Annotated in this window: 20 protein-coding genes and 1 pseudogene; 5 read left to right on the plus strand and 16 right to left on the minus strand. The window is 69.5% G+C overall.

All coding sequences use genetic code 11. The features are described from left to right. Positions 1 to 9 precede the first annotated feature (9 nt). Complete coding sequence (locus ABEG18_RS05125) at positions 10 to 1,512, plus strand: ABC transporter substrate-binding protein (protein ID WP_406857019.1); 1,503 nt, start codon at positions 10 to 12, stop codon at positions 1,510 to 1,512. Positions 1,513 to 1,527: 15 nt separating this feature from the next. Here ABEG18_RS05125 and ABEG18_RS05130 read toward each other — a convergent pair whose 3' ends face one another. The 6 genes from ABEG18_RS05130 to ABEG18_RS05155 all read right to left on the minus strand — a co-directional run bounded on the left by ABEG18_RS05130 (position 1,528) and on the right by ABEG18_RS05155 (position 7,735). Next, on the minus strand, positions 1,528 to 2,403 hold the full coding sequence (locus ABEG18_RS05130) for an AEC family transporter (RefSeq protein WP_406857020.1): 876 nt from the start codon (positions 2,401 to 2,403) through the stop codon (positions 1,528 to 1,530). Positions 2,404 to 2,454: 51 nt separating this feature from the next. Further along, on the minus strand, positions 2,455 to 3,963 hold the full coding sequence (locus ABEG18_RS05135) for a tripartite tricarboxylate transporter permease (RefSeq protein WP_406857021.1): 1,509 nt from the start codon (positions 3,961 to 3,963) through the stop codon (positions 2,455 to 2,457). A gap of 37 nt (positions 3,964 to 4,000) precedes the next feature. Further along, the gene (locus ABEG18_RS05140; RefSeq protein WP_406857022.1) at positions 4,001 to 4,468 is read right to left on the minus strand and encodes a tripartite tricarboxylate transporter TctB family protein; all 468 of its coding nucleotides are present in this window, start codon (positions 4,466 to 4,468) and stop codon (positions 4,001 to 4,003) included. 58 nt (positions 4,469 to 4,526) lie between these two features. Further along, on the minus strand, positions 4,527 to 5,525 hold the full coding sequence (locus ABEG18_RS05145; RefSeq protein WP_406857023.1) for a tripartite tricarboxylate transporter substrate binding protein: 999 nt from the start codon (positions 5,523 to 5,525) through the stop codon (positions 4,527 to 4,529). A 91-nt stretch (positions 5,526 to 5,616) separates the two neighbouring features. Further along, positions 5,617 to 6,852, minus strand: coding sequence for a CaiB/BaiF CoA transferase family protein (locus ABEG18_RS05150; RefSeq protein WP_406857024.1), 1,236 nt, complete (start codon positions 6,850 to 6,852; stop codon positions 5,617 to 5,619). Between the two features lie 58 nt (positions 6,853 to 6,910). Continuing rightward, a complete protein-coding gene (locus ABEG18_RS05155; RefSeq protein WP_406857025.1) occupies positions 6,911 to 7,735 on the minus strand; it encodes an enoyl-CoA hydratase/isomerase family protein in 825 nt (274 codons plus the stop codon). A gap of 192 nt (positions 7,736 to 7,927) precedes the next feature. Between ABEG18_RS05155 and ABEG18_RS05160 the strand changes: the two genes are divergently transcribed. The 3 genes from ABEG18_RS05160 to ABEG18_RS05170 all read left to right on the plus strand — a co-directional run bounded on the left by ABEG18_RS05160 (position 7,928) and on the right by ABEG18_RS05170 (position 9,927). Beyond that, positions 7,928 to 8,623, plus strand: a complete 696-nt coding sequence (locus ABEG18_RS05160; protein WP_406857026.1) for a GntR family transcriptional regulator — start codon at positions 7,928 to 7,930, stop codon at positions 8,621 to 8,623. Beyond that, positions 8,624 to 9,016 (plus strand): hypothetical protein, encoded by a 393-nt coding sequence (locus ABEG18_RS05165; RefSeq protein WP_406857027.1) that lies wholly within the window; start codon positions 8,624 to 8,626, stop codon positions 9,014 to 9,016. Positions 9,017 to 9,108: 92 nt separating this feature from the next. Beyond that, positions 9,109 to 9,927, plus strand: coding sequence for a hypothetical protein (locus ABEG18_RS05170; RefSeq protein ID WP_406857028.1), 819 nt, complete (start codon positions 9,109 to 9,111; stop codon positions 9,925 to 9,927). Positions 9,928 to 9,953: 26 nt separating this feature from the next. Here the strand turns inward: ABEG18_RS05170 and ABEG18_RS05175 are convergent. The 8 genes and pseudogenes from ABEG18_RS05175 to ABEG18_RS05210 all read right to left on the minus strand — a co-directional run. After that, positions 9,954 to 10,706, minus strand: a pseudogene (locus tag ABEG18_RS05175) (DNA polymerase ligase N-terminal domain-containing protein); the annotation flags it as partial. Between the two features lie 25 nt (positions 10,707 to 10,731). After that, positions 10,732 to 11,163, minus strand: a complete 432-nt coding sequence (locus ABEG18_RS05180; RefSeq protein ID WP_406857029.1) for an Ig-like domain-containing protein — start codon at positions 11,161 to 11,163, stop codon at positions 10,732 to 10,734. Positions 11,164 to 11,254: 91 nt separating this feature from the next. Next, positions 11,255 to 12,445 carry an extracellular solute-binding protein gene (locus tag ABEG18_RS05185; protein WP_406857030.1) on the minus strand — a complete coding sequence of 397 codons (1,191 nt, stop codon included), beginning with the start codon at positions 12,443 to 12,445 and terminating at the stop codon, positions 11,255 to 11,257. Between the two features lie 41 nt (positions 12,446 to 12,486). Then, the gene (locus ABEG18_RS05190; protein ID WP_406857031.1) at positions 12,487 to 13,515 is read right to left on the minus strand and encodes an N-acetylglucosamine-6-phosphate deacetylase; all 1,029 of its coding nucleotides are present in this window, start codon (positions 13,513 to 13,515) and stop codon (positions 12,487 to 12,489) included. Further along, positions 13,512 to 14,267 carry a glucosamine-6-phosphate deaminase gene (locus ABEG18_RS05195; RefSeq protein WP_406857032.1) on the minus strand — a complete coding sequence of 252 codons (756 nt, stop codon included), beginning with the start codon at positions 14,265 to 14,267 and terminating at the stop codon, positions 13,512 to 13,514. Before ABEG18_RS05195 ends, ABEG18_RS05190 begins: the two co-directional genes overlap by 4 nt. A 63-nt stretch (positions 14,268 to 14,330) precedes the next feature. After that, a complete protein-coding gene (locus tag ABEG18_RS05200) occupies positions 14,331 to 14,864 on the minus strand; it encodes a TolC family protein (protein WP_406857033.1) in 534 nt (177 codons plus the stop codon). Between the two features lie 39 nt (positions 14,865 to 14,903). Beyond that, positions 14,904 to 15,740, minus strand: coding sequence for a class I SAM-dependent methyltransferase (locus ABEG18_RS05205; RefSeq protein ID WP_406857034.1), 837 nt, complete (start codon positions 15,738 to 15,740; stop codon positions 14,904 to 14,906). Between the two features lie 207 nt (positions 15,741 to 15,947). Then, entirely contained in the window at positions 15,948 to 16,883 is a 936-nt protein-coding gene (locus ABEG18_RS05210) for a beta-1,6-N-acetylglucosaminyltransferase (RefSeq protein ID WP_406857035.1), read from the minus strand. A 324-nt stretch (positions 16,884 to 17,207) separates the two neighbouring features. Here ABEG18_RS05210 and ABEG18_RS05215 point away from each other — a divergent pair, with 324 nt between their 5' ends. Beyond that, positions 17,208 to 18,389, plus strand: a complete 1,182-nt coding sequence (locus ABEG18_RS05215) for an acyltransferase family protein (protein ID WP_406857036.1) — start codon at positions 17,208 to 17,210, stop codon at positions 18,387 to 18,389. Here ABEG18_RS05215 and ABEG18_RS05220 read toward each other — a convergent pair. Together ABEG18_RS05220 and ABEG18_RS05225 are read right to left on the minus strand one after the other, a co-directional pair. Continuing rightward, a complete protein-coding gene (locus tag ABEG18_RS05220; protein WP_406857037.1) occupies positions 18,386 to 19,144 on the minus strand; it encodes an ABC transporter ATP-binding protein in 759 nt (252 codons plus the stop codon). The genes ABEG18_RS05215 and ABEG18_RS05220 overlap by 4 nt on opposite strands. A gap of 2 nt (positions 19,145 to 19,146) precedes the next feature. Beyond that, positions 19,147 to 20,016 carry an ABC transporter permease gene (locus ABEG18_RS05225; RefSeq protein ID WP_406857038.1) on the minus strand — a complete coding sequence of 290 codons (870 nt, stop codon included), beginning with the start codon at positions 20,014 to 20,016 and terminating at the stop codon, positions 19,147 to 19,149. Positions 20,017 to 20,055: the final 39 nt, after the last annotated feature.

Consider the following 20,055-nt stretch of genomic DNA (forward strand, 5'->3'; position numbering starts at 1 on the left):
GGAGTCCCCATGCTACGCGTTTGCGCCGTCGCCCTCGCCGGAGTGCTGGCCCTGGCCGGCCCCGGATCGGCCGCCTCCCTTCGGATCGGCCTGCAGTCAGACCCCGATTTGCTGGATCCCGCCAGGGGCGGGTCCTTCGTCGGGCGCGTCGTCTTCGCCGCGCTCTGCGACAAGCTGGTCGACGTCAGCGACGATCTGAAATTCGTGCCCCAGCTCGCCACGGACTGGACGTGGTCCCCCGACGGCAAGGCGCTGACCATGCGCCTGCGCAGCGGCGTCACCTTCCATGACGGCGAGCCCTTCGACGCCGAGGCGGTGCGCTTCAACATCAAGCGCTACAAGGACGCGTCCTACTCGGTCCGCAAGGGCGAATTGAAGCCGGTGACGGACGTAGAGGTGGTCGACCCCCTGACGGTGCGCTTCATCCTCTCCGCCCCCTATGCGCCGCTGCTGTCCGTGCTGGCCGACCGGGCCGGCATGATGATGGCGCCCAAGGCCACCGAGAAAGCCGGCGAGGCGGCCTCGTCCAACCCGTCCTGCTCCGGGCCTTTCCGGTTCAAGCAGCGGGTGGCGCAGGACAAGATCGTGTTCGAGCGCTTCCCCGACTACTGGGACGCCAAGTCCATCCTGGTCGACGAGGTCACCTACCTGCCGATCCCGGACCCGACCGTCAATCTCATGAACCTGCGGGCCGGGCAGCTCGACATCATCGAGCGCATCGCCGCGACCGACATGGAGGCCGCCAAGACCGACGCGCGCATCCGCGTCTCCTCCGCGCCGTCGCTGGCCTACTACACGCTCTCCATCAACCTCGCCGACAAGTCGCCGAACGCCTCGCCGATGAGCAAGGACGCGCGGGTCCGCGAGGCCTTCGAACTCTCCTTCGACCGCCGGGTCGTCAACGAGGTGGTGTTCGGCGGAGCCTTCGTGCCCAGCAACCAGACGGAGCCGCCGGGCTCGCGCTACTTCAATCCCGACGTCCCGCTGCCGCAGCGCGATGTCGAGAAGGCCAAGAAGCTCCTCAAGGAGGCCGGCTACGACCGCGTGCCCTTCACCATCACGGTGGCCAACAACCCGACGGACCAGCAGGTCGCGCAGGTGATCCAGTCGATGTCGGCGGAAGCCGGCTTCGACGTGAAGATCGACGCCATGGAGGCCACCTCAATGGTGGACCGCACCAACCGGGGCGACTACCAGAGCGCCGTCGTGATTTGGAGCGGCCGCACCGATCCGGACGGCAACCTCACCCACTGGGCCGCCTGCGACGGCTACCTCAACTGGGGCAAATATTGCGACCCCGAGGTCGACAAGCTGCTGAACCAGGCCCGCACCGTCACCGACGAGGCCCAGCGCGTCGCGCTCTACCGGCAGGCCACGTCGCGCTGGCTCGCCGCCCGGGCGCATCTGGTGCTCTACCACCTGAACTGGCTTCGGGCCTACAGCGTGCGGGTGCAGGGCTTCCACAACAGCCCGGACGGGATCATCCGCCTGCAGGGCGTCAGCCTGCGCTGACGCCGGAGCGGGCCCTCAGATCAGGGCGGCCAGCAGGAGCGGGATGGTCACGACCGACATCAGCGTCGAGACCACGACCACGCCGGCCACCTGTTCGGGCTCGTTGTTCCAGCGCTGCGCGAAAAGATAGTTGTAGACCGCCACGGGGTTGGCGGCCTGCATCACCAGCACCGCCCTGATCACGCCCGTGAAGCCGAACAGCGCCGCCACCGCGAAGCCGACCGCCGCGCCCATCCCGATGCGCACCAGCGACACCGCCGCGGCCCGCCCGGCGGAGGCGACGCCGAGGCTGCTGATCGAGGCGCCCAGGAGCAGCAGCATGATCGGCACCGTCAGCCCGCCGATGAGGCTGACGGTCGAGCCGAGCCAGACCGGCAGCTGGATGGAGGCCAGCGACAGCGCCACCGCCAGCGCGATCGCGTACAGGATGGGCAGGCGCACGAGGCCGCGCCAGTTCGCCTGTCCGGCCGCGATGGCCTGTCCCAGCGTGTAGTTGGCGATGGACGAGATCGAGAAGAACACGATGGCGTAGCCCAGCCCCTCGTCGCCGAAGGCGTAGAGCGCCACGGGCAGCCCCAGGTTCCCGGCGTTCGGGAAGGCCACCGAGGGCAGGAAGGTGCGCAGCTTCAGGCCGAGCGCCTTCAGGATCACGGCGCCGCACAGCGCAAACAGCAGGATCGCCAGCGCCGCCGCGCCCGCCATGGCCCCGAAGGCCGCCGGCGACACATGCGTCTTCTGGAAGGTCGAGACGATCAGGCAGGGCGTCGCGATGTCGGCGATGAGGGCGGTCAGGTCCGGCGACTGGATCTTGCGTCCCGCCCGCGCCCACAGGAAGCCGATCGCGACCGTGATCAGGATCGGCAGGATGGCGGAGAGGACGACGCCGGCCATGGCTCGCTTTCACGGGGGCTGCCGGCCGGCGCCCGCGCGGGGCGTCGTCGGTCAGAGGGCGGGGCGCGCCATCGTCCGGCGGGACCGGAGCTGCCCCACGAGCGGGATGACCAGGAACAGGATCCCGATCCCCATCAGGGTCGCCACCAGCCCGTTGCTGAAGAAGATCCCGAGAGAGCCCCTGGAGATCAGCATCGCCTGTCGGAACGCGTCCTCAGCCTTGTCGCCGATCACCATCGCCAGCACCAGGGGGGCGAGCGGATAGTGCAGCTTCTTGAACAGGTATCCGAGCACCCCGAAGCCCATCATCAGCATGACGTCCAGGTAGGAATTGGACACCGAATAGGCCCCCACCGTGATGACGATCAGGATCAGCGGCGTGATGACGTAGAACGGGATCCGCATCATGGCGGCGAAGATCGGCACGGTCAGAAGCACCAGGACGAGCGCGACCACATTGCCCAGATACATGCTGGCGATCAGCCCCCAGACGAAATCCTTCTGCTCGATGAACAGCATCGGCCCGGGATTGAGGCCCCAGATCATCAGCCCGCCCATCATCACCGCGGCGGTGGCCGAGCCCGGGATGCCGAGCGCCAGCATCGGCAGGAGCGCGCTGGTGCCGGCGGCGTGGTCGGCGGTCTCCGGCGCGATGATGCCCTCTTGCTCGCCGCGCCCGAAATTCTCCCGCCGCGGCGAGAAGCGCTTGGCCACGCCGTAGCTCATGAAGGAGGCGGCGGTCGGGCCGCCCGGCGTCACCCCCATCCAGCAGCCGATGGCGGCGCTGCGCAGCAGGGCCCAGCCATGGCGCGGCAGGCCCGCCAGCGTCACCAGCACCTCGCGCCAGTCGACGCGCGAGTTGACGCCCTTGATCGAGGTGGCCTCGTCCTCCACCGCCAGCATCAACTCGCCGATGCCGAAGAGCCCCATGACGGCGACCACGAAGCTGACGCCCTTGACGAGCTCGTCCACCCCCATGGTCAGGCGCACGCTGCCCGACACGGTGTCGATGCCCACGGCCGCCAGCGCAAAGCCGATGGCCAGCGACACCAGCGTCTTGGCGGGCGGGCTGCCGCCCATGCCGATGAAGCTGGCGAAGGCCAGGAAATAGACCGCGAAATACTCCGCCGGGCCGAATTGCAGCGCCGCCTTGGCCACCCATCCGGCCAGCAGAGTGATGAGCGCGACGCCCACCAGCGCGCCGAAGGCGGCCGACCCGAAGGCGGTGGCCAGCGCCTTGGTCGGCTGGCCGTCGCGCGCCATCGGGTAGCCGTCGAAGGTCGTCGCCACCGAGGAGGGTTCGCCCGGAATGTTAAACAGGATCGACGTCACGGAGCCGCCGAACAGCGCGCCCCAATACATGCTGGAGAGCAGGATGATGGCCGACACCGGCTGCATCCCGAAGGTGAGGGGCAGCAGCAGCGAGACGCCGTTCGGCGCGCCGAGGCCCGGCAGCACGCCGACCAGGATGCCGAGCAGCACGCCCACCAGCATCAGCCCGATATGCTGCACGGTGAGCGCCACCTCAAAGCCGTGCATGAGTTCTGCGATGTTTTCCACGGGCGGGATTCCGGTTGTGGACGAGCCTCGGCGCGGCTCAGAACCCGAGCGCGGCGCCCAGCCAGCCATGAGGCAGGAGCACCTGGAACGCGCGCTCGAAGGTGAAATAGAGGGCGACGACGGCGCCGGCGGCGATCGCCGCGGACCGGGTCCAGGCCATCTTGTGCTGGATGCGCAGCGACCAGAGCAGGTAGCCGACGCCCGAGACATAGATCCCGAGGAGCGGGATCAGGGCCACGAAGCCGAGCGCGGGCAGGAACAGGCTGCCGACCCGGCGCAGCTCGTCGGGACGCGCGATGACCGGGTTGGGGCCAAGGAACGCCTGGACGAGGTTGTACAGGCTGCCCGCGGCCACCAGTGAGCCGGCCAGCAGCGGGAACGTGCCGGACTGCACGTCGCCGCCGTCCCAGCCGGCGCCGACCTGGATGCTCGACACGATCACGGCGACGCCGAACGCCAGCGTGATCCCGCCGGTGAGCGCTTCGAAATGACGACGGGTCATCATGAGGGTGCCCTCCGGGCGGCGGCGCCGTTCCGACGCGGCGCGCGCAGCCGACGCCGCGCTACTTGGCGACGAGCCAGCCCTGCTCGGCCGCGACCTTGCGGTTGCGCTCGAGATCCTCGTCGATGAAGGCCTTGAGCTGCGGACCGGTGACGAATTCGGAGGTCTGCGAGCTGCGCTCGATATACTCCTTCCACTCCGGCGTCGCCTGGACCTTCTTCATCAGGTCGACATAGAAGGCGGCCTGGTCCGGCGTTACGCCGCCCGGCAGCCAGACGGTGCGCGGCTGCGAGTAGAGCGGCACGTTGAGGCCGCTCTCCACGCAGGTGGGGATGTCGTGCCAGCTCTCGGTCGCCGTCACCTTGGGCCCCTCGGGCAGCCGCTTGGTGTTGAAGACGCAGACCGGCCGCTGCGTGCCGCCGCGCCACTGCCCGATGCTCTCGGACGGGTTGTTCACATGCGAGCTGACATGCCCGCCGGCCAGCTGCACGGCCGCTTCGCTGCCGCTCTTGAACGGGATGTAGGTGACCTTGATCCCGGCCGCCTTCTCGATCAGCCGCGTCAGCGTCTCGTCGGTGTCCTTGGATTGGGCGCCGGCCATCTTGAAGTCGCCGGTCTTGGCCGCCTCGACATAGTCCTTGCCCGACTTGATGGGCGAATCCTGCTTCACCCAGAGCATGAACTCGTCCGACGCCACCGACGCGATCGGGGTGAGGTCGGTGTAGTTGAACGCCACCTTGGAGACGAGCGGCTGCGTCCAGGCGTTGGAGGTGCCGAAGATCACCTTGTAGGGGTCGCCCGCCTGGGACTTGCCGTAGACATAGCCCTCCGCGCCGCTGCCGCCGCCCTTGTTGGACACCACGATCGGCTGGTCGACCAGCTTGTGCTTGGTGATGGCGCTCTGCACGAGGCGGGCGAGATTGTCCGTTCCGCCGCCCGGACCCGCGGTGGCGATGAACTCGATCGGCTTGGTGGGCTCCCAGGCCAGCGCCGGGGCGGCCCAGAGGACGACGAGCGGCGCGCTCGCGAGCAACGCCGTGCGGAGGGGGGAAGATGTCATCGACGCGTTCCTTGTTGTTTCCGTTCCCGGGTCTGGATGTCGCTTGGCGCGACCTTGTTATGGGTGTCGGCGGGCCTGGATTCCCGCTTCGTCAGGCGGCCGTCCCGGCCCGCGCGGCGGTCGGTCCGCGGGCCTGCGCAGCCACGACGGCGCCGTCGCGCTCGAAGGCGGCGACCTCCGCCGCGCTGAACCCCGCATCGGCGAGGATCTGGCGGGTGTCCTCGCCGAAGATCGGCGCGCCCTTGCGCACGCCGCCGGGCGTTTGGGAGAACTTGACCGGCAGGCCGATGGTCTTCACCGGCCCCAGCGTCGAATGCTCCACCTCCACCAGCATCTTGCGCGCGATGGTCTGCGGGTCGGACAAGGCCTGCAGCGTATCGAGGACCGGCCCGCAGGGCACCCCGGCGGCGTCGAACATCTCCAGCCAGTGGTCGGCGGGCTGCGTCTCGAAGATGCGGCCGAGCTCCTCGTCGAGCGCCGGCAGGTTGCCCATGCGGTCGGCGTTGGTGCGGAAGCGCGGGTCGTCGGCGAGCGCCGACGCGCCCATCGCGTCGAGCATGCGGATCCAGTTCTTCTGGTTGGCGCCGCCCACCACGAACCAGCGGTCGCTGGCCTTGAAGGCCTGGTAGGGCGCGTTGAGCGGGTGGCCCGACCCCATCGCCTTCGGGGCCACGTCGGTGGCGAGCGCGATGGCCGACTGCCAGTAGGTCTGCACCAGCGCGGCCTCGAACAGGGACGTCTCGACCCACTGGCCCTCGCCGGTCTTCAGGCGGTGCGCGTAGGCGGCCAGGATTCCCATGGCGGCCAGGATCCCGGCCGTGATGTCGGAGAGCGGCGGCCCGCATTTGGCGGGCGGCCCGCCGGCTTCGCCGGTGAAGCTCATGATGCCGCTCATGGCCTGCGCCACGAGATCGAAGCCGCGCCGGTCCTTGTAGGGGCCGGTCCGGCCGAAGCCCGACAGGGAGCAGTAGATGAGCCCGGGATTGTCCGCCTTCAGGTCCTCATAGGCGAGGCCGAGGCGCCCCATCGCGCCGGGGGCGAAGTTCTCCACCAGCACGTCCGCCTGCCGGGCGAGCCGGCGCAGGACCTGCTTGCCGCCCTCGGTCTTCAGGTCGACGACGAGCCCGCGCTTGTTGCGGTTCATCATCATGAAGGCGGCGGCCTCGTCGCCGATCTTGGGCGGGACGGAGCGCCTGGTGTCGTCGCCGTCGGGATTCTTCTCGATCTTGATGACGTCGGCGCCCATGTCGGCCAGCATCAGGGTGCAGGTGGGGCCGGCCATCACATGCGTCAGGTCGATGACTTTCAGTCCGCTGAGAGGACCCATGGCGATCTCGTTCTTGATGGGGGGGGGAACCGCGGGAGGAGAGCCCGGCGCGCGGGCGCTACTCTCCCTTGAAGCGAGGCGGGCGCTTGTTCAGGAAAGCTTCCATGCCCTCGCGGAAATCCTGGCTCATGTAGCACATGAGGATCAGGTCCTGTCCCTCTGCGGGAGCGTTGTGTTCGGCGATCCGGCGCAGGCCCTCCTTGGTGGCCTGCATGGTCAGGGGCGCGTGGCCCACCATCATCGTCGCGAGCTCGTCGGCGCGGCGGCGGGCCGCCTCCGGGGTGTCCAGCACCTCGCTGAGCAGCCCGATCCGCTGCGCCTCCTCGGCCTCCACCAGCCGGGCGGTGAAGATCATGTCCTTGACCCGCGCGGGGCCGATCAGCTGGCTGAGCCGGGCCAGGTTGGCGATGGACAGGCAGTTGCCCAGCGTCCGCGCGATCGGAAAGCCGAACCTGGCGTTGGCCGATCCGATGCGGATGTCGCAGCGCGCCGCGATGCCGGCCCCGCCGCCGGTGCAGGCTCCCACGATGGCGGCGATCACGGGGACGCGGCAGCGGTCGATGGTGCCCAGCACCCGATCGATGCGGGCCTCGTAGCCCAGCGCGTCCTCGGGCGTCGAGAAGGCGCGGAACTGCGAGATGTCGGTCCCCGCCGCGAAGGCCTTGTCGCCCGCCCCGGTGATGACCATGACCCGGATCGAGGGGTCGTGGTTCACGGCCTCGCAGATCGCGGCCAGCTTCTCGTACATCGCGAAGGTGAGGGCGTTGCGGGCCTCCGGCCGGTTGAACGTGATCCGGGCGATTCCGTCCCGCGCTTCATAGAGAAGCTCGTCGGTGTCCTGCCGGGCGCTCCCCTGGCTGGCGGCGACTGCGCTATCCGTCATCATCCCTCCTTGGCCTGCACGCCGTCCCGGACGCCCGGCGGGGTGCGGGTCCGAGAGGGCTTCCTCCACGCCGTCTGCTGCGGCTATAAGGGCAGTTTGAATGCACAATTCGCCTCATGCAACCTGTTTTGACAGGCTCCATCGTCTCGGACGGAAACTTTGCATTCAAAAGCGACAGAGCGGAGAGGGCGGATGCTGCACGACGAGGTGGTCTCGAATCTCCGCGGAATCCTGATCGAGGGCGAGATCCCGCCCGGCGCGCGCATTCCCGAGCGGGAGCTGTGCGAGCGGTTCGGCATCTCCCGCACGCCGCTGCGCGAAGCCCTGAAAGTGCTGGCCGCCGAGGGCTACGTCGTCCTGCTGCCGCACCGGGGCGCGCAGGCCGCCAAGCTCACCCGCAAGGACGTGGCGGACCTGTTCGAGGTGGTCGAGGGGCTGGAGGCCAAGGCCGGCGAACTGGCCTGCGCCCGCATCAGCGACGCCGAGATCGCCGAGGTCGCGGCGCTCCACCGCGAGATGGCGGAGCATCACCGGCGCGGCGACCTGCCGTCCTACTACCGGTGCAACCGGCGCATCCACGAGCTCATCGTGGCGGCGGCCGACAATGCGGTGCTGTCGGCGGTCTACCAGTCCGTCACCGCGCGGATCAGGCGCGCCCGCTTCGTCGCCCCAATGCCGCAGGCCCACTGGGACCTTGCCATCCTGGAGCACGAGGCCATCTTGAACGCGCTGACCCGGCGCGACAGCGGCTCGCTGGCCTATCTGTTGAGCCGGCACATGCGCCACAAGCGCGAGGAGACGGAGCGGGCCGGCTTCGCGGCCGACGCGGAAGAGCCGCCGCGTCCCCGCCGGACCCGCAAGGCCAACGGCCACGCGAAGGAGACCTGAATGCGCGTCGCACTTTTCTTGGGCCTGGCCGGGCTCGCCTGTGCGCCGGCGCAGGCGGCGGAAGGGCCCAAATTCGAGGGGTCCAAGATCGAGACCTTGAAGCAGATCGGCCCGGCCCTGCAGGCCTGCTGGCGCCCGCCCGAGGCCGCCCATCCATTCCAGGTGACGATCCGGGTCAGCTTCAACCGGGACGGCGGCGTCATCGGCAAGCCGGCAGTGAGTTTCTCCCAGTTCACGGGCGGCGACGAGGACCGCGCCCGGGTGGCCGAAGCCGTGGCCGGCGCGCTGCGCAGCTGCAGCCCGCTGCCCTTCAGCAAGACGCTCGGCGCGGCGGTGGCGGGCCGGATCTTCACCTTCCGCTTCGGCCGGACCGCGCCCTCCGTGGCGATCTGACGTCCCACGCTGTGGACAGCGGCGCCTTCGCGGGACGCGGCCTTGATTCCGTCCGAGTTGGCCCCCCAAGGTGCGCGCTCGCTGGAGGCGCAATGAGACTTCGTCACACCCTTCTGCTCGCGTTCGCCCTGGTCGCATCCGGTCCCGCCTGGGCGCAGGACGCCGCGCCTGCGGCCGCGCAGCCTGCGACCGACGCCGCGTCGGAGGCCGCTCCGCAGCTGGCCAAGCCGGCCGCCAAGGCCAGGCCCAAGCCCAAGCCGAAGCCCGCCGCCAAGGTGGTCCGGCGTCCGGCGGCGCCGGCCCCGAACCCGGCCAACGATCCGACGACGCCGGAGGCCAACGGGTGGGGAGCCGGTCAGCCGGACCCCGGCGCCGCTGTCGGCCAGGGGCTGCAGGGCGCCCAGGAGCTCGCCGACCCGTCCTCGACCGCCTCGGCGCGGCCGGACCAGAGCCTCGCGCCGTGCGCGCCCGATTCGGCGTCGGAGGTCCGCCCCAGCTGCGTCCAGCCCGCGCCCCCGCCTGCTCCGAAGGTGGCGTCCGAGAACCCCGCCGGGTGCGTCGTCTTCACCAACGAGCCTGCGAGCGCGTCGCAATATCCGTTCAACATCCGCAACCGCTGCCGCTTCGCCGTGGAGTTCCGGGCGCGCGTCTGCACGGAGGACTGGACCAAGCCGTCCCAGCCCGTGAGTTGCGTGGTATCGCCGGAGCCGCTCTATCTCTCGGTCGGCTCGGGCTATTCGGGGCACAGCGACGTCAAGCCGGCGCAACTCGTCTCCGTCTGCAGCGCCCGTTCGGGCGAATGCATGCATGCCGGCCCCAGGCCGGCCCGCCGCAAGCCCGCCGTCGCCGCCGGGCGGCCGACGCCGAAGCCCCCGCGCGCAGCCGCGTCGGCGCAGCCGGCCGTCCAGTAGGGCGCGGATCAGTCCTTCGCGGCCGGCTTTGACTTCGGCTTCGCCTTGCGCTTGGCCTTGGCGGGCTTCTTCGGTTCGGGTGCGGCGACGGCGCCGCCATCGTCCTGGCCCCAGACCGCGGCGGGGTCGGCCCGCCCGGGTCCGTCCAGCATGAAGGGCTGAGGGCCCGGCCCCTGGCCGACCGCGATCTCCTGCATGGTCCGACCGGAGGCGATCGACGTGGCGTCCTCCAGGATCGCGTCGCCCGCGCCGTCGACGGCGTATTCGTCCCGGTGCTTGATCAGCAGCCAGTTCGTGCGCTTGCCGCCCCAGCGGTCGCCCTTCATGCGCACCAGCACCCAGCCGCCATGCAGGCGCTCGCCGTCCAGGATGAACTTGAAATCGCCGTCCTGTAGGCCCTCGCCGGGACTCTTCGGGCCGTCCGGCAGCCAGCGCCCGCGGTCCCACACCATCACCGTGCCGCCGCCATACTCGCCCTTGGGGATCGTGCCCTCGAAGTCGCCGTAGTCGAGCGGGTGGTCCTCCACCTCCACGGCGAGCCGCTTGTCGCGCGGGTCGAGAGAGGGGCCGCGCGCGACCGCCCAGGACTTGAACACGCCGTCGATCTCGATGCGCAGATCGTAATGGAGCCGCGAGGCGGCGTGCTTCTGAATGACGAAGCGCCCGGTGTCGGACGGCCTGACCTGCGCCTCGCCGCTGGGCTCGGATGTTTTCTCGAAGTCGCGCTTCTGGCGGTAGGCCTCGAGCTTGCGGTGCGGTTCGGACTTGCTGTCGGGCACGGCGGACCTCCCCGGGCGCCCGCCCTCAGAGCTCGGAGCCGCCGTCGTCCTTGGCGGGAGCGGCGGGCTTGTCCGAGACGGTGATCTGCACCGTGACCTGGCGGGTGGTCCCGTCCAGGCCCTTGATCTCGTACTTCACCTCGTCCGAACCCATGTAGCCCTTGTTGGGCTGGTAGAAGACGCCCTGCACGGGCGTCTCGACATTGGGGCAGCGGAAGGTCGCAGGCGTCTTCACCTTGCCGGCCTTGACGTTCAGCGTGCCGTGCTTGGGCGCGGTCACGACCTTGACGTCGGTCAGCGGGCCGACGCCGCAGTCCTTCTTCAGCGCCGACACCATGCCGATGCGCGTCGTCTTGCCGGGCGCGACGGTGGCGCTGCGATAGGCGCCTGTCTGCGCTTGCGCCGCCACGGGCGCGAGCATCAGGACGGCTGCGAGACCGAGGATCGAGGAACGCATCGGAGAAACTCCATGACGGCGGGACGCGTCGTCTAACACGTCCCGCCCCGGACGGTTGCGTGGAGGGGCCGGCGAGCGGGCCGGCCCGGGCTCACTTCTTGGTCTTGGAGCCGATCTCCTCGTCCCAGCGGCGGAAGGCCAGCACCATCTTCTCGGGCGTCAGCGGCAGCTCGATGGGGGAGCCGGCGATCAGGGCGGCGTATTCCGGCCGGCCATACTCCTTGATGACGTCCTGGCTCTTCTGCGGCGCGAGCTCCAGGCCGACATTCTTCACCGCGGGGCCGGGATAGAGGTAGCCCTCGTCATACGCGAAGGCCTGGATCTTCGGCTGCAGGATGAACTGCATGACGTCGAGCAGCACCGCGAAGCGGTCGTCCGGCACGCCCTTCGGCACGACCATGAAGAAGGCGTCCGAAACCCAGTGGAACCCCTTCAGGGTCGCGATGGCGGCCGACTTCGGCACGATGCCCAGCGCCCGCGGGTTGATGTCCCAACCGGTGGTCGAGATGATGATGTCGCGCGATCCCTCGCCGAACTCCTTCATCGTCGCGCCCGTGCCGGTGGGATAGTACTCCACGAAGGCGTTCAGCTCGCGCAGATAGGCCCAGGTCTTGTCCCAGCCGGCGACCGGATCCTTGGGGTCCTTGTCGCCCAGGATGTAGGGCAGCCCCATCATGAAGGTGCGGCCGGGGCCGGAATTGGCCGGGCGGGCGTACATGAAGCGGTTCGGGTTGGCCTTGGCCCAGGCGAGCAGCTCCTCCGCCGAGGACGGCGGCTTGCTGACGCGCTCGGGCGCATATTCGAGCAGCGGGCCGGAGGGGTAGTAGGCGCAAACGACGCCGTAGCCCTGGCCCTGGGCCTTGAACAGGTTCAGCGCCGCCGGCTCGTAATTCGCCTCGATGCCCGGGAAGGACGCATCGTAATCGGGAAACAGCTTCGTCCAGAGGCCCTGGTCGAGCCCGGCCGCGAGGCCGTCGCTGCCGGTGAGGATGAGGTCGATGTCGCTCTTGCCGGCGTTCTGCTGCGCCTTGATCTTGCCGGCGAGCTCAGGCGCGGGCGCCTTCACATAGACGAAGCGCGAGGCGAGCTCCGGCTTGGCCGCCTTGTAGGCGTCGAACCCCGGTTGCAGCAGCGCCAGCGCGCCGCCCACATCCATGATGGTGATCGTCACGGGCGCCTTCGGCAGGGCAGGGGCGGCCGCGAAGGCCCGACCCGGCGCATGGCCGGCCACGATGGCCGCGCCCGCGATGCCGCCCAGCACGTCTCTGCGATTGAACGCCATGACAATCCTCCCGTTGGCCCTTCGGGCCGTTGTGCGCCAGCTTAGGAAGTCGGTTTCCCGACAACAAGGGATCCGTCGAGGCTCACGCTCTCGATCGCGAGGTCGGCCGACCAGACGACCTCGCTGGGCGCCAGCGCGATTCCATGGCGCGCCAGCGCGGGCGCCATCAGGGCGCGCGGGTGGGCCGACGCCATCGCGATCGCGTCGGCCGGCGAGGCGAGCCCCCACCTCGCCACGTTGCGCACGGCGTCGTCGAGGCTCAGCGCGGAGCCGGCCAGATAGGTCGAGTGGGGCTGGCGCACGGACCCATCCGCCGCCCGCTCCACCGTCATGCCGGCGAACGGATAGAGCCCGGGCGGCGACGCGGCGGCCGACACGGCGTCCGTGACCAGGATCGAACGCGCGATCCCCTTGGCCCGCAGCATGACCTTGAGGGCGGCCGGCGACAGGTGGATCCCGTCGGCGATGAAGTCGGCCCAGAGCCGGTCCTCGGCCAGCTGCGCGACGATCGGGTTGTCGAATTTGTGCTGCTGGTGCGCGACGCCGTTGCCCAAATGGGTGGACAGGACCGCTCCGGCGTCCGCCGCCTCGCGCACTTGCCCCGAGGTGGCGGCGCTGTGGCCGATCGCGACGACGACGCCATCCCCCGCGGCGCGCCGCGTGAAGGCGCCGCCGGCGTCCATCTCCGGGGCGATGGTGACGAGCAGGATCGGCCGCGCCAGCGCCGACTGCAGGGCCTCGAACAGGGCCGGGTCGGGCGGCGTCATCGCCTCGGCCGGGTGGCAGCCCTTGTAGCCGTCGGCGGGATTGAGAAAGGGCCCTTCCAGATGGTAGCCCGGGACCATCAGCCTCCCCAGGCTGCTCGCCGCCACGGCGGCGTCCAGCGCCGCGAAGCGGGCGCGGAGCTCCTCCGGACGGGCCGTGATGAGGGTCGGCAGGCAGGCGGTCACGCCGGTGCTCAGCATCGCCCGCAGGGCGTGATCGAGCCGGTCCGGCGTGATGGCGGCGTCGTTGAAATCCACGCCGGCGAAGCCGTTGACCTGCAGGTCGAAGAGGCCGTCCGACCTCATGGCGTAAACAGCCGGGACCGGTCCAGCCCGGCCGCCGAATCCGGATCCAGATAGAGCGTCGCCGCGGGGTGGCGCTGCACGATCGAGGCGGGAACGTCGGGCGTGATCGGGCCTTCCACCGCGCCCTTCACGGCGGCGGCCTTGCGGGCGTCCGGGACGGAAAGGATCAGCGCGGCGCTCTTCATGATCTGCCGAACGCTCATCGAGATCGCCTGGCGCGGCACGGCGTCGAGGTCGGGAAACCACCCCTCGCCGAGCTGCTGGCGCCGGCAGGCCTCGTCGAGCTCGACCACCAGGTAGGGGGCTTCCGTGTCGAAGTCGGCCGGCGGGTCGTTGAACGCCAGATGGCCGTTTTCGCCCACGCCGGCGAAGCAGACGTCGATGGGCGCGGCCGACACGAGGCGGTTCAGGCGCTCGATCTCGGCGGCGAGGTCCGGCGCGTCGCCGTTGACGGGCGTGAAGGACGCCAGCCCCGGCGCCCGGGCGACGAAGCGCTCCTGCAGATACGAGCGGAAGCTGGCCGGGTGGGTCGCCGGCAGCCCGATATATTCGTCGAGGTGGAAGGCCGACACCTTGCTCCAGTCGAGCGGCTCGGCCATCAGCGCATCCAGCATCTCGAACTGGCTGGCGCCGGTGGCCACGATGATGCGGGCTTCGCCCTTGGCCTGGATGGCGGTCCGGATGGCGGCCGCGCCAGCGTGGGCGGCGGAGCGGCCGAGCGCGGTCTTGTCCGCGGTGATTTCCATTTTCATGCGGCGATGATGCATGCCGGGGCCGGCAGGACAAGCGCGCCTGGCGAATGGCCGGGCGGCGCTTCAGCCGGCGCCGGCCAGGGTGGCGGCGAGGCGGCCGATGGATTTCAGGATGCCATAGGTCGTGCGCCGCTGGCCGTAGCCGTTCGTGATCGCGTTGTGGCGGGCCGCGTAATAGGAGCTTTGCACCTCCAAGAGCTCCAAAAGGCTGCGCTTTCCGCCCTTGAACTGCTCCTGGTAGAGCTCCCGCGCCTTGGCGCTGGCGGAGACGCCCTCGCTCAAACCGGCGGTCTTGGCCTTCATGGAGCCGCGCTGGAGATAAAACTGGCGCAGGTCCGCCTCGACGTCCTCCCGGTCGGACCGCAGCCGCATCTCGGCCTGGGTCTCCCACGCGCTAGACTGCTCGCGCCGGGCCGAGCCAAGGCCGCCGTCCATCAACTTGTAGCTGATGGACAGCATGCCGCGGACGTCGAGCTCCGTGCGCGTGCTCTGGCCGCGATAGCTTTTCGAGCCCGCCTCCGTCTCCAGGCTGATGCGCGGCATGTCGGCCTGCCGGAGGCGCAGGGTCTCGGCCTGCGCCGCGACAATGGCCCGCAAACGGCCATGCCTCGCGTCGGAGCGACGCGTCCGGGACGATCAGGCTTGAGGCTGAGGCTTTCGGCGCATCCAGAACGCGTTGCCCCAGGGCGCATGAAGCGCCACATCCGCCGGCATCCTGGCGAGAAACCGGCCCGAATAGGATTCGTGCGAAACGGGCAGCGCGACGGCGTCGCCATCGGCTCCGCCGATCAAATAGGCGTGCAGCAGGTACTGCTCGGAGTAGAATCGCTCCGCATAGCCGGGCGCATAGTCCAGCGGCAGGCAGATGTCGTGGACGCCGTAGACGCAGCCGGGGGGCAGCTCGGGCAGGAGCTCGATGAAGAACACGGTGACGTCGGAGTTCGGCAGGGTCCTGTGGCTGCCGTCGAAGAACACGAGCGGCCCGTCCCGCAGGATCGCCAGCGCCTCCGGGGCGGCGTCCTCCAGCGGGCTGCGGATGACGTGGTCGCAGATGTCGTCGATGTCCTCGCGCGGGTGCGGGTCGACGGAGACGATCCGAGTCTTCAGGCCCAGATGCCGGATGGCGCTGCGCGCGAATCGCGTCGAATTGCCCGATCCGATCTCGAAATAGACGTCAGGGCGCTCGGCCGCGAGCATCAAGGCGATCGACACCGCGTCGAAGGCCGGCAGGTGGTCGTTGCGCCATTGCGGCCCGCCCGCCTCGTTCGATGAGGCGGGCACCGAGCGGATCCAGTCGTGCAGGGCGGGGACGCCGTCGAGGAGCCGCAGGATCTCGGCGTCCGCCGCCTCGATCATGCGCACAACGCGGGCGCCGCCGGCGGAGGCGGCGTAGCCCGGACGGGTCCGCAGCCGCGTCGAAAACCCGTCCGGCGCCGTGAAGGTCGCGTCGCCGTCGATTCGCCCCAGCTCCACGCCGGGGGTCTCGTCGACCTGCGGTGCGTCAGGGGCCGGAAGGGGAGGCTCCGCCGCGAGAAGAGGCGCGGGGGACGTGGGCCTGAACCGACGCAAGAAGCCGAGCACTTCGCCACCCCGCTGGGCGCGACCGTTCTGGTCCGCCAGCAAGCCTAATCGAGGCGAAAGCCGATACTCAACCGGAAGTTGTGTTTTGCGCGGGCGAGCTCAGCCCAAGGCCCGCGGTTTCAGGGCGTCCAGGACAGGGACGCTCTGGGGCCAGTCGAACTTGCGGGCGAAGTAGGAGCTCGAGCCGACGAGAACCGGCAGGTCGTCGAGATCCAGGGACTTCGGGTGGCCGTGGCGACTGCCGCGAAAATCGACATAGCGCAGGTTGTCGTTGACGAGATTGAACCTGCGGCTGTTGACGAGGACCGTCTGGAAGAACGACTCGTCCGGGATGAGCACGCTGCGGAAATACCGCACGATGTCCGGGTTCTGCTCCGCATAGTCCAGGATGTAGCGCGCGCAGGCGCTTCGGATCGTGTGCCAGTAGCTGCCGACATAGCACCGGAAGTTGGCGTTGAACGGCCCGGGGCGCGCCAGGGCGCCGATCATGAGCCCGAACGACGTGTTCACCCGGACGCGGTCGGTCAGGCGCTCGAGAACGACGCGGGGCAGACGCAGGAGCGCCCGCTCGGCCATGCTCAAGGACGTCTTCAAGGTCCGGTACTGGTAGTGATAGCGGTCGCGCCCCCGGTGAGGCGGCCAGACCCACGGCTTCATGCTCGCCGGATCCTGCTCGATCGCGTCGAAGTGGTGCAGGTAGCCGTCCGCCTCGGTCGTGGCCAGAAGGTCCTGGAACGCCGCCAGGGAGGCGATCGGGAAGTCCTGTCCGCTCAGATTGGTGATCCAGTCATAGGCGACGCCCTCGTCGCGCAGCCAGCGCAGGGCCGCCAGATAGCCGTCGAGGATGGTGAAGTCGCCCCGGCCTCCAGCCCCGCGGATCAGGTGCGCGCCGGAGGAGGCGAACAGGGCCGGGTCGAGCGGCGTGGAGCGGACGTCGTGACTGATCAGGATCACCGCATCCGGGCAGCCCTGCCGCAGCACCTGGGCGAGCTGCGCGATTTGGGCGGCGTCCTTGTGCGTATGAATCAGGAACACGTGAATCATGGGGGGCAGGCAGCCTGGTCCAGGGGGTGTGACGGCCGGAGCCGCATGGGGATGGTTCGGCCCGGGAGCGCTGCGGCCGTTCCGTTGACCGTGCGGCCCGTAAGCCGATGCAAAGGATTGGTCCCGAGTTGAAGCACGCAGCCGCAGCTTCTGGACGACCCTCCCGGTAGCATATAGTCTGTAACGAGCCGAGGTGAAGCCTCCATTGCTCCGTACGGCATTGTTGAGCTTCCGGCTTATCGAAGTACAACCTTAGCCATTGAGCTAGTCGATGCGCGTGCGTCTCGCAACGCCTCTCTTGGGAACGAGCAAATATTGGGCATTTCAGCCAACCAGCGCTACAAGCAACTTGATTCGCTCCGCGGCGTCGCCGCCCTCGTCGTCGTCCTCGGACATCTCTACCTCACCGTGAACGACGACGGCGTGTCCGGCCTGTTCCGCACGCCGCTGTCCCCCTTCGTGACGGGGCCGGCTGCGGTCGTGCTGTTCTTCGTCTTGAGCGGCTTCGTGCTCTCGCTTCCTTACGCCAGCGGGCGCGGCCGACGCTACCTCGCCTACGCGGTGGGGCGGCTCTGCCGGCTCTATCTGCCCCTCCTGGCGACGGTCATCCTGTCCGCCGCCCTGGCGTGGACCTTCGCCGGCGCAGCGCCGCCTCCGGCCCTGACGCAGACGTTCCGGACGTGGAACCTGCCGCTCTCCGCCGATAACCTTGTCTCCCACCTCGCGCTGAGCGGCTATCCCCTCGACGCCACCCGCCTCGATCCGCCGATGTGGAGCCTGATCATGGAGGTGAGGGCGTCCCTCCTGTTCCCGGCGCTGTTCTTTTTCGTCTGGCGGTTCGGGCTGGCGAGCGTCGCGGCCGGCCTCATCGTCGCGTTCCTGTGCGTCAGGCTCAAGACCTCGCTGGGCGACCCATCCACCGTGGACGCCCGGGACCTCATCGGAACGCTGCTGCTGACGGGTCGCTATCTCGTCTTCTTCCTGATGGGAATCGCATGCGCGCTTCGGCTGGACGACCTGAGGGCGATCTACGGGAAGCTCACGCCGGCCCTGCACGTCGCCGCGTGCGGCGCGGGCGTCCTGATCGCGACCATGCTGGCCATATCGGGGAAGGCGTCCGGCGGCTCGGCCTACCTCTTCTATGGCTGCAGCGCGGTCTACGTCATCAGCGGGTGCCTCTTCTCGCAGGGCGCCTCGCGGCTGCTGCAGAGGCCCTGGCCGTCCTGGCTCGGACAGGTGTCGTTCAGCCTGTATCTGATCCACTGGCCGGTGATCCTGACGGCCTTCTATATCGTCGCTCCACGCATCGGCGCGGGGCCGGCGCTCATCCTCGCGTTCCCGATGGTCCTCCTCGCCGCGCACGGGATGGAGAGATGGGTCGAGCGGCCCACCCACAATCTCGGCAAATGGTGCGCGCGGCGCCTCGATCCCCCGCCGGCGGTCGACCTGAAGACCGGCGAGGTCGGCCCCGGACGAGGCCGCCCGGGCGCGGCCTAGATGGGGATGCCGGACGCCGTCATATAGGCATGGACGCCCGAATAGACGTCGCCCTGGTGGCGGACCTTGCCGCCCTCCAGCCAGATCACCTTGGTGCACCAGCGCTGGACCACGTCGAGCAGATGGGTCGACAGAACCAGGATCTCGACGCCGCCGATCAGCGATTCCAGCCGCTTTCGGGCCTTTTCCATGAAGGCGGCGTCGCCGGCCAGGAACCACTCGTCCATCAGCAGGATCTGCGGGTGGATGGCGGTCGCCAGGGCGAAGCCGAGCCGCACCACCATGCCGGACGAATAGGTGCGCACCGGCATCTCCAGGAAGTCGCCGAGCTCCGCGAACTCGGCCACGTCGTCGGTCAGCGCGTTCACCTGCGCTTCGCCCAGTCCCGAGAACAGCCCGCGCAGCGCGATGTTCTCGCGCCCGGTCAGGTCCATGTTCATGCCGAGATTGGGATCGATCAGCGTCGTGATCAGTCCCTGGGTCGACACCGTCCCGCGCACCGGCTCGTAGATGCCCGCCAGCGCCCGCAGGAGGGTCGTCTTGCCGGCGCCGTTGCCGCCGACGAGGCCCAGGCGGTCGCCGGGCTGCAGCCGGAACGAAATGTCGTCCAGCGCCTTCACGAGCACGCGCTCGTTCTCGTCGCGGGCCACGCGCCCGCCCGTCGCCGTGGACAGGACCGCCTTGCGCAGGCTCCGGCCCCCGCCGTGATAGAGCGGGAACTCGATCGAGAGATGGTCGACATGGATATGCGTCATGCTCAGATCCAGTACGCGATGCGGCCGCGCAGCCGCGCGAAGACCACGGCCGTGATGCCGATCAGCGCGGCGCTGTAGGCCAGGGCGGCGAGCCAGACCGACAGGCTCGCGGCCGCGCCCATCAGCGGCGCGCGCACGATCTCGAGCAGGCAATAGGCGGGATTGAAGACCAGCAACCACTGGTGGATCCCGAGCGACTCGGGCGTCCAGATCACCGGCGTGATGAAGAACACGAACTGGATCATGCTGGCCACGATGGGCGGGATGTCCCGGAACCGGGCGCTGAGCGTGCCCAGCAGCAGGCAGCATGCGACGGAGTTGGCGATCCAGATCAGAAGCGCCGGGATCGCCGACCACGCCGCCAGGCCGGGCCAGACGCCGTAGATCACGAACACCACGACCACCACGAGCGCGCTGTGGAGCAGCAGGATGAGCGCGTTCACCACCGTGCGGGCCGCGTAGAGCCCCAGCGGCAGGCGGGTGGAGCGGATGATCGGCTCGTGCCGCACAAAGCAGTGGCAGGCCTCCACCACGAGGCCGCTCAGATAGTTCCAGAGCACCAGCGAGAGGGCGATGAAGGGCACGTAGTCCGCCCGCGGCACGCGAAACAGCGACGAGTAGAGCGTGCCGATGCCCGCCACCATCAGCCCCGTCGACAGCGTGGCCCAGAGCGGCCCCAGCAGCGAGCCGCGATAGCGCGCCTTGACGTCCAGCCAGGCGAGGGTGGTCCACAGGCGCCAGAGCGCTCCCGTCCAGAGCAGGTCCCCGACGGCCGCGCGCAGGCGGCCCGCGAAGCTCTGGTTCGCCCCGAGCACGATCACGGGCGGAGCGGCCACGGGCGGAACGGCGGTCGGTTCAGCGGTCACGGTCATCGAGGGCCAGGGTCATGGGGCGGCGTGGCGTTTGCGGCT

This window comes from Alsobacter sp. KACC 23698, from assembly GCF_045348435.1.
In the GTDB taxonomy this organism is placed as follows: Bacteria; Pseudomonadota; Alphaproteobacteria; order Rhizobiales; family Beijerinckiaceae; genus Alsobacter.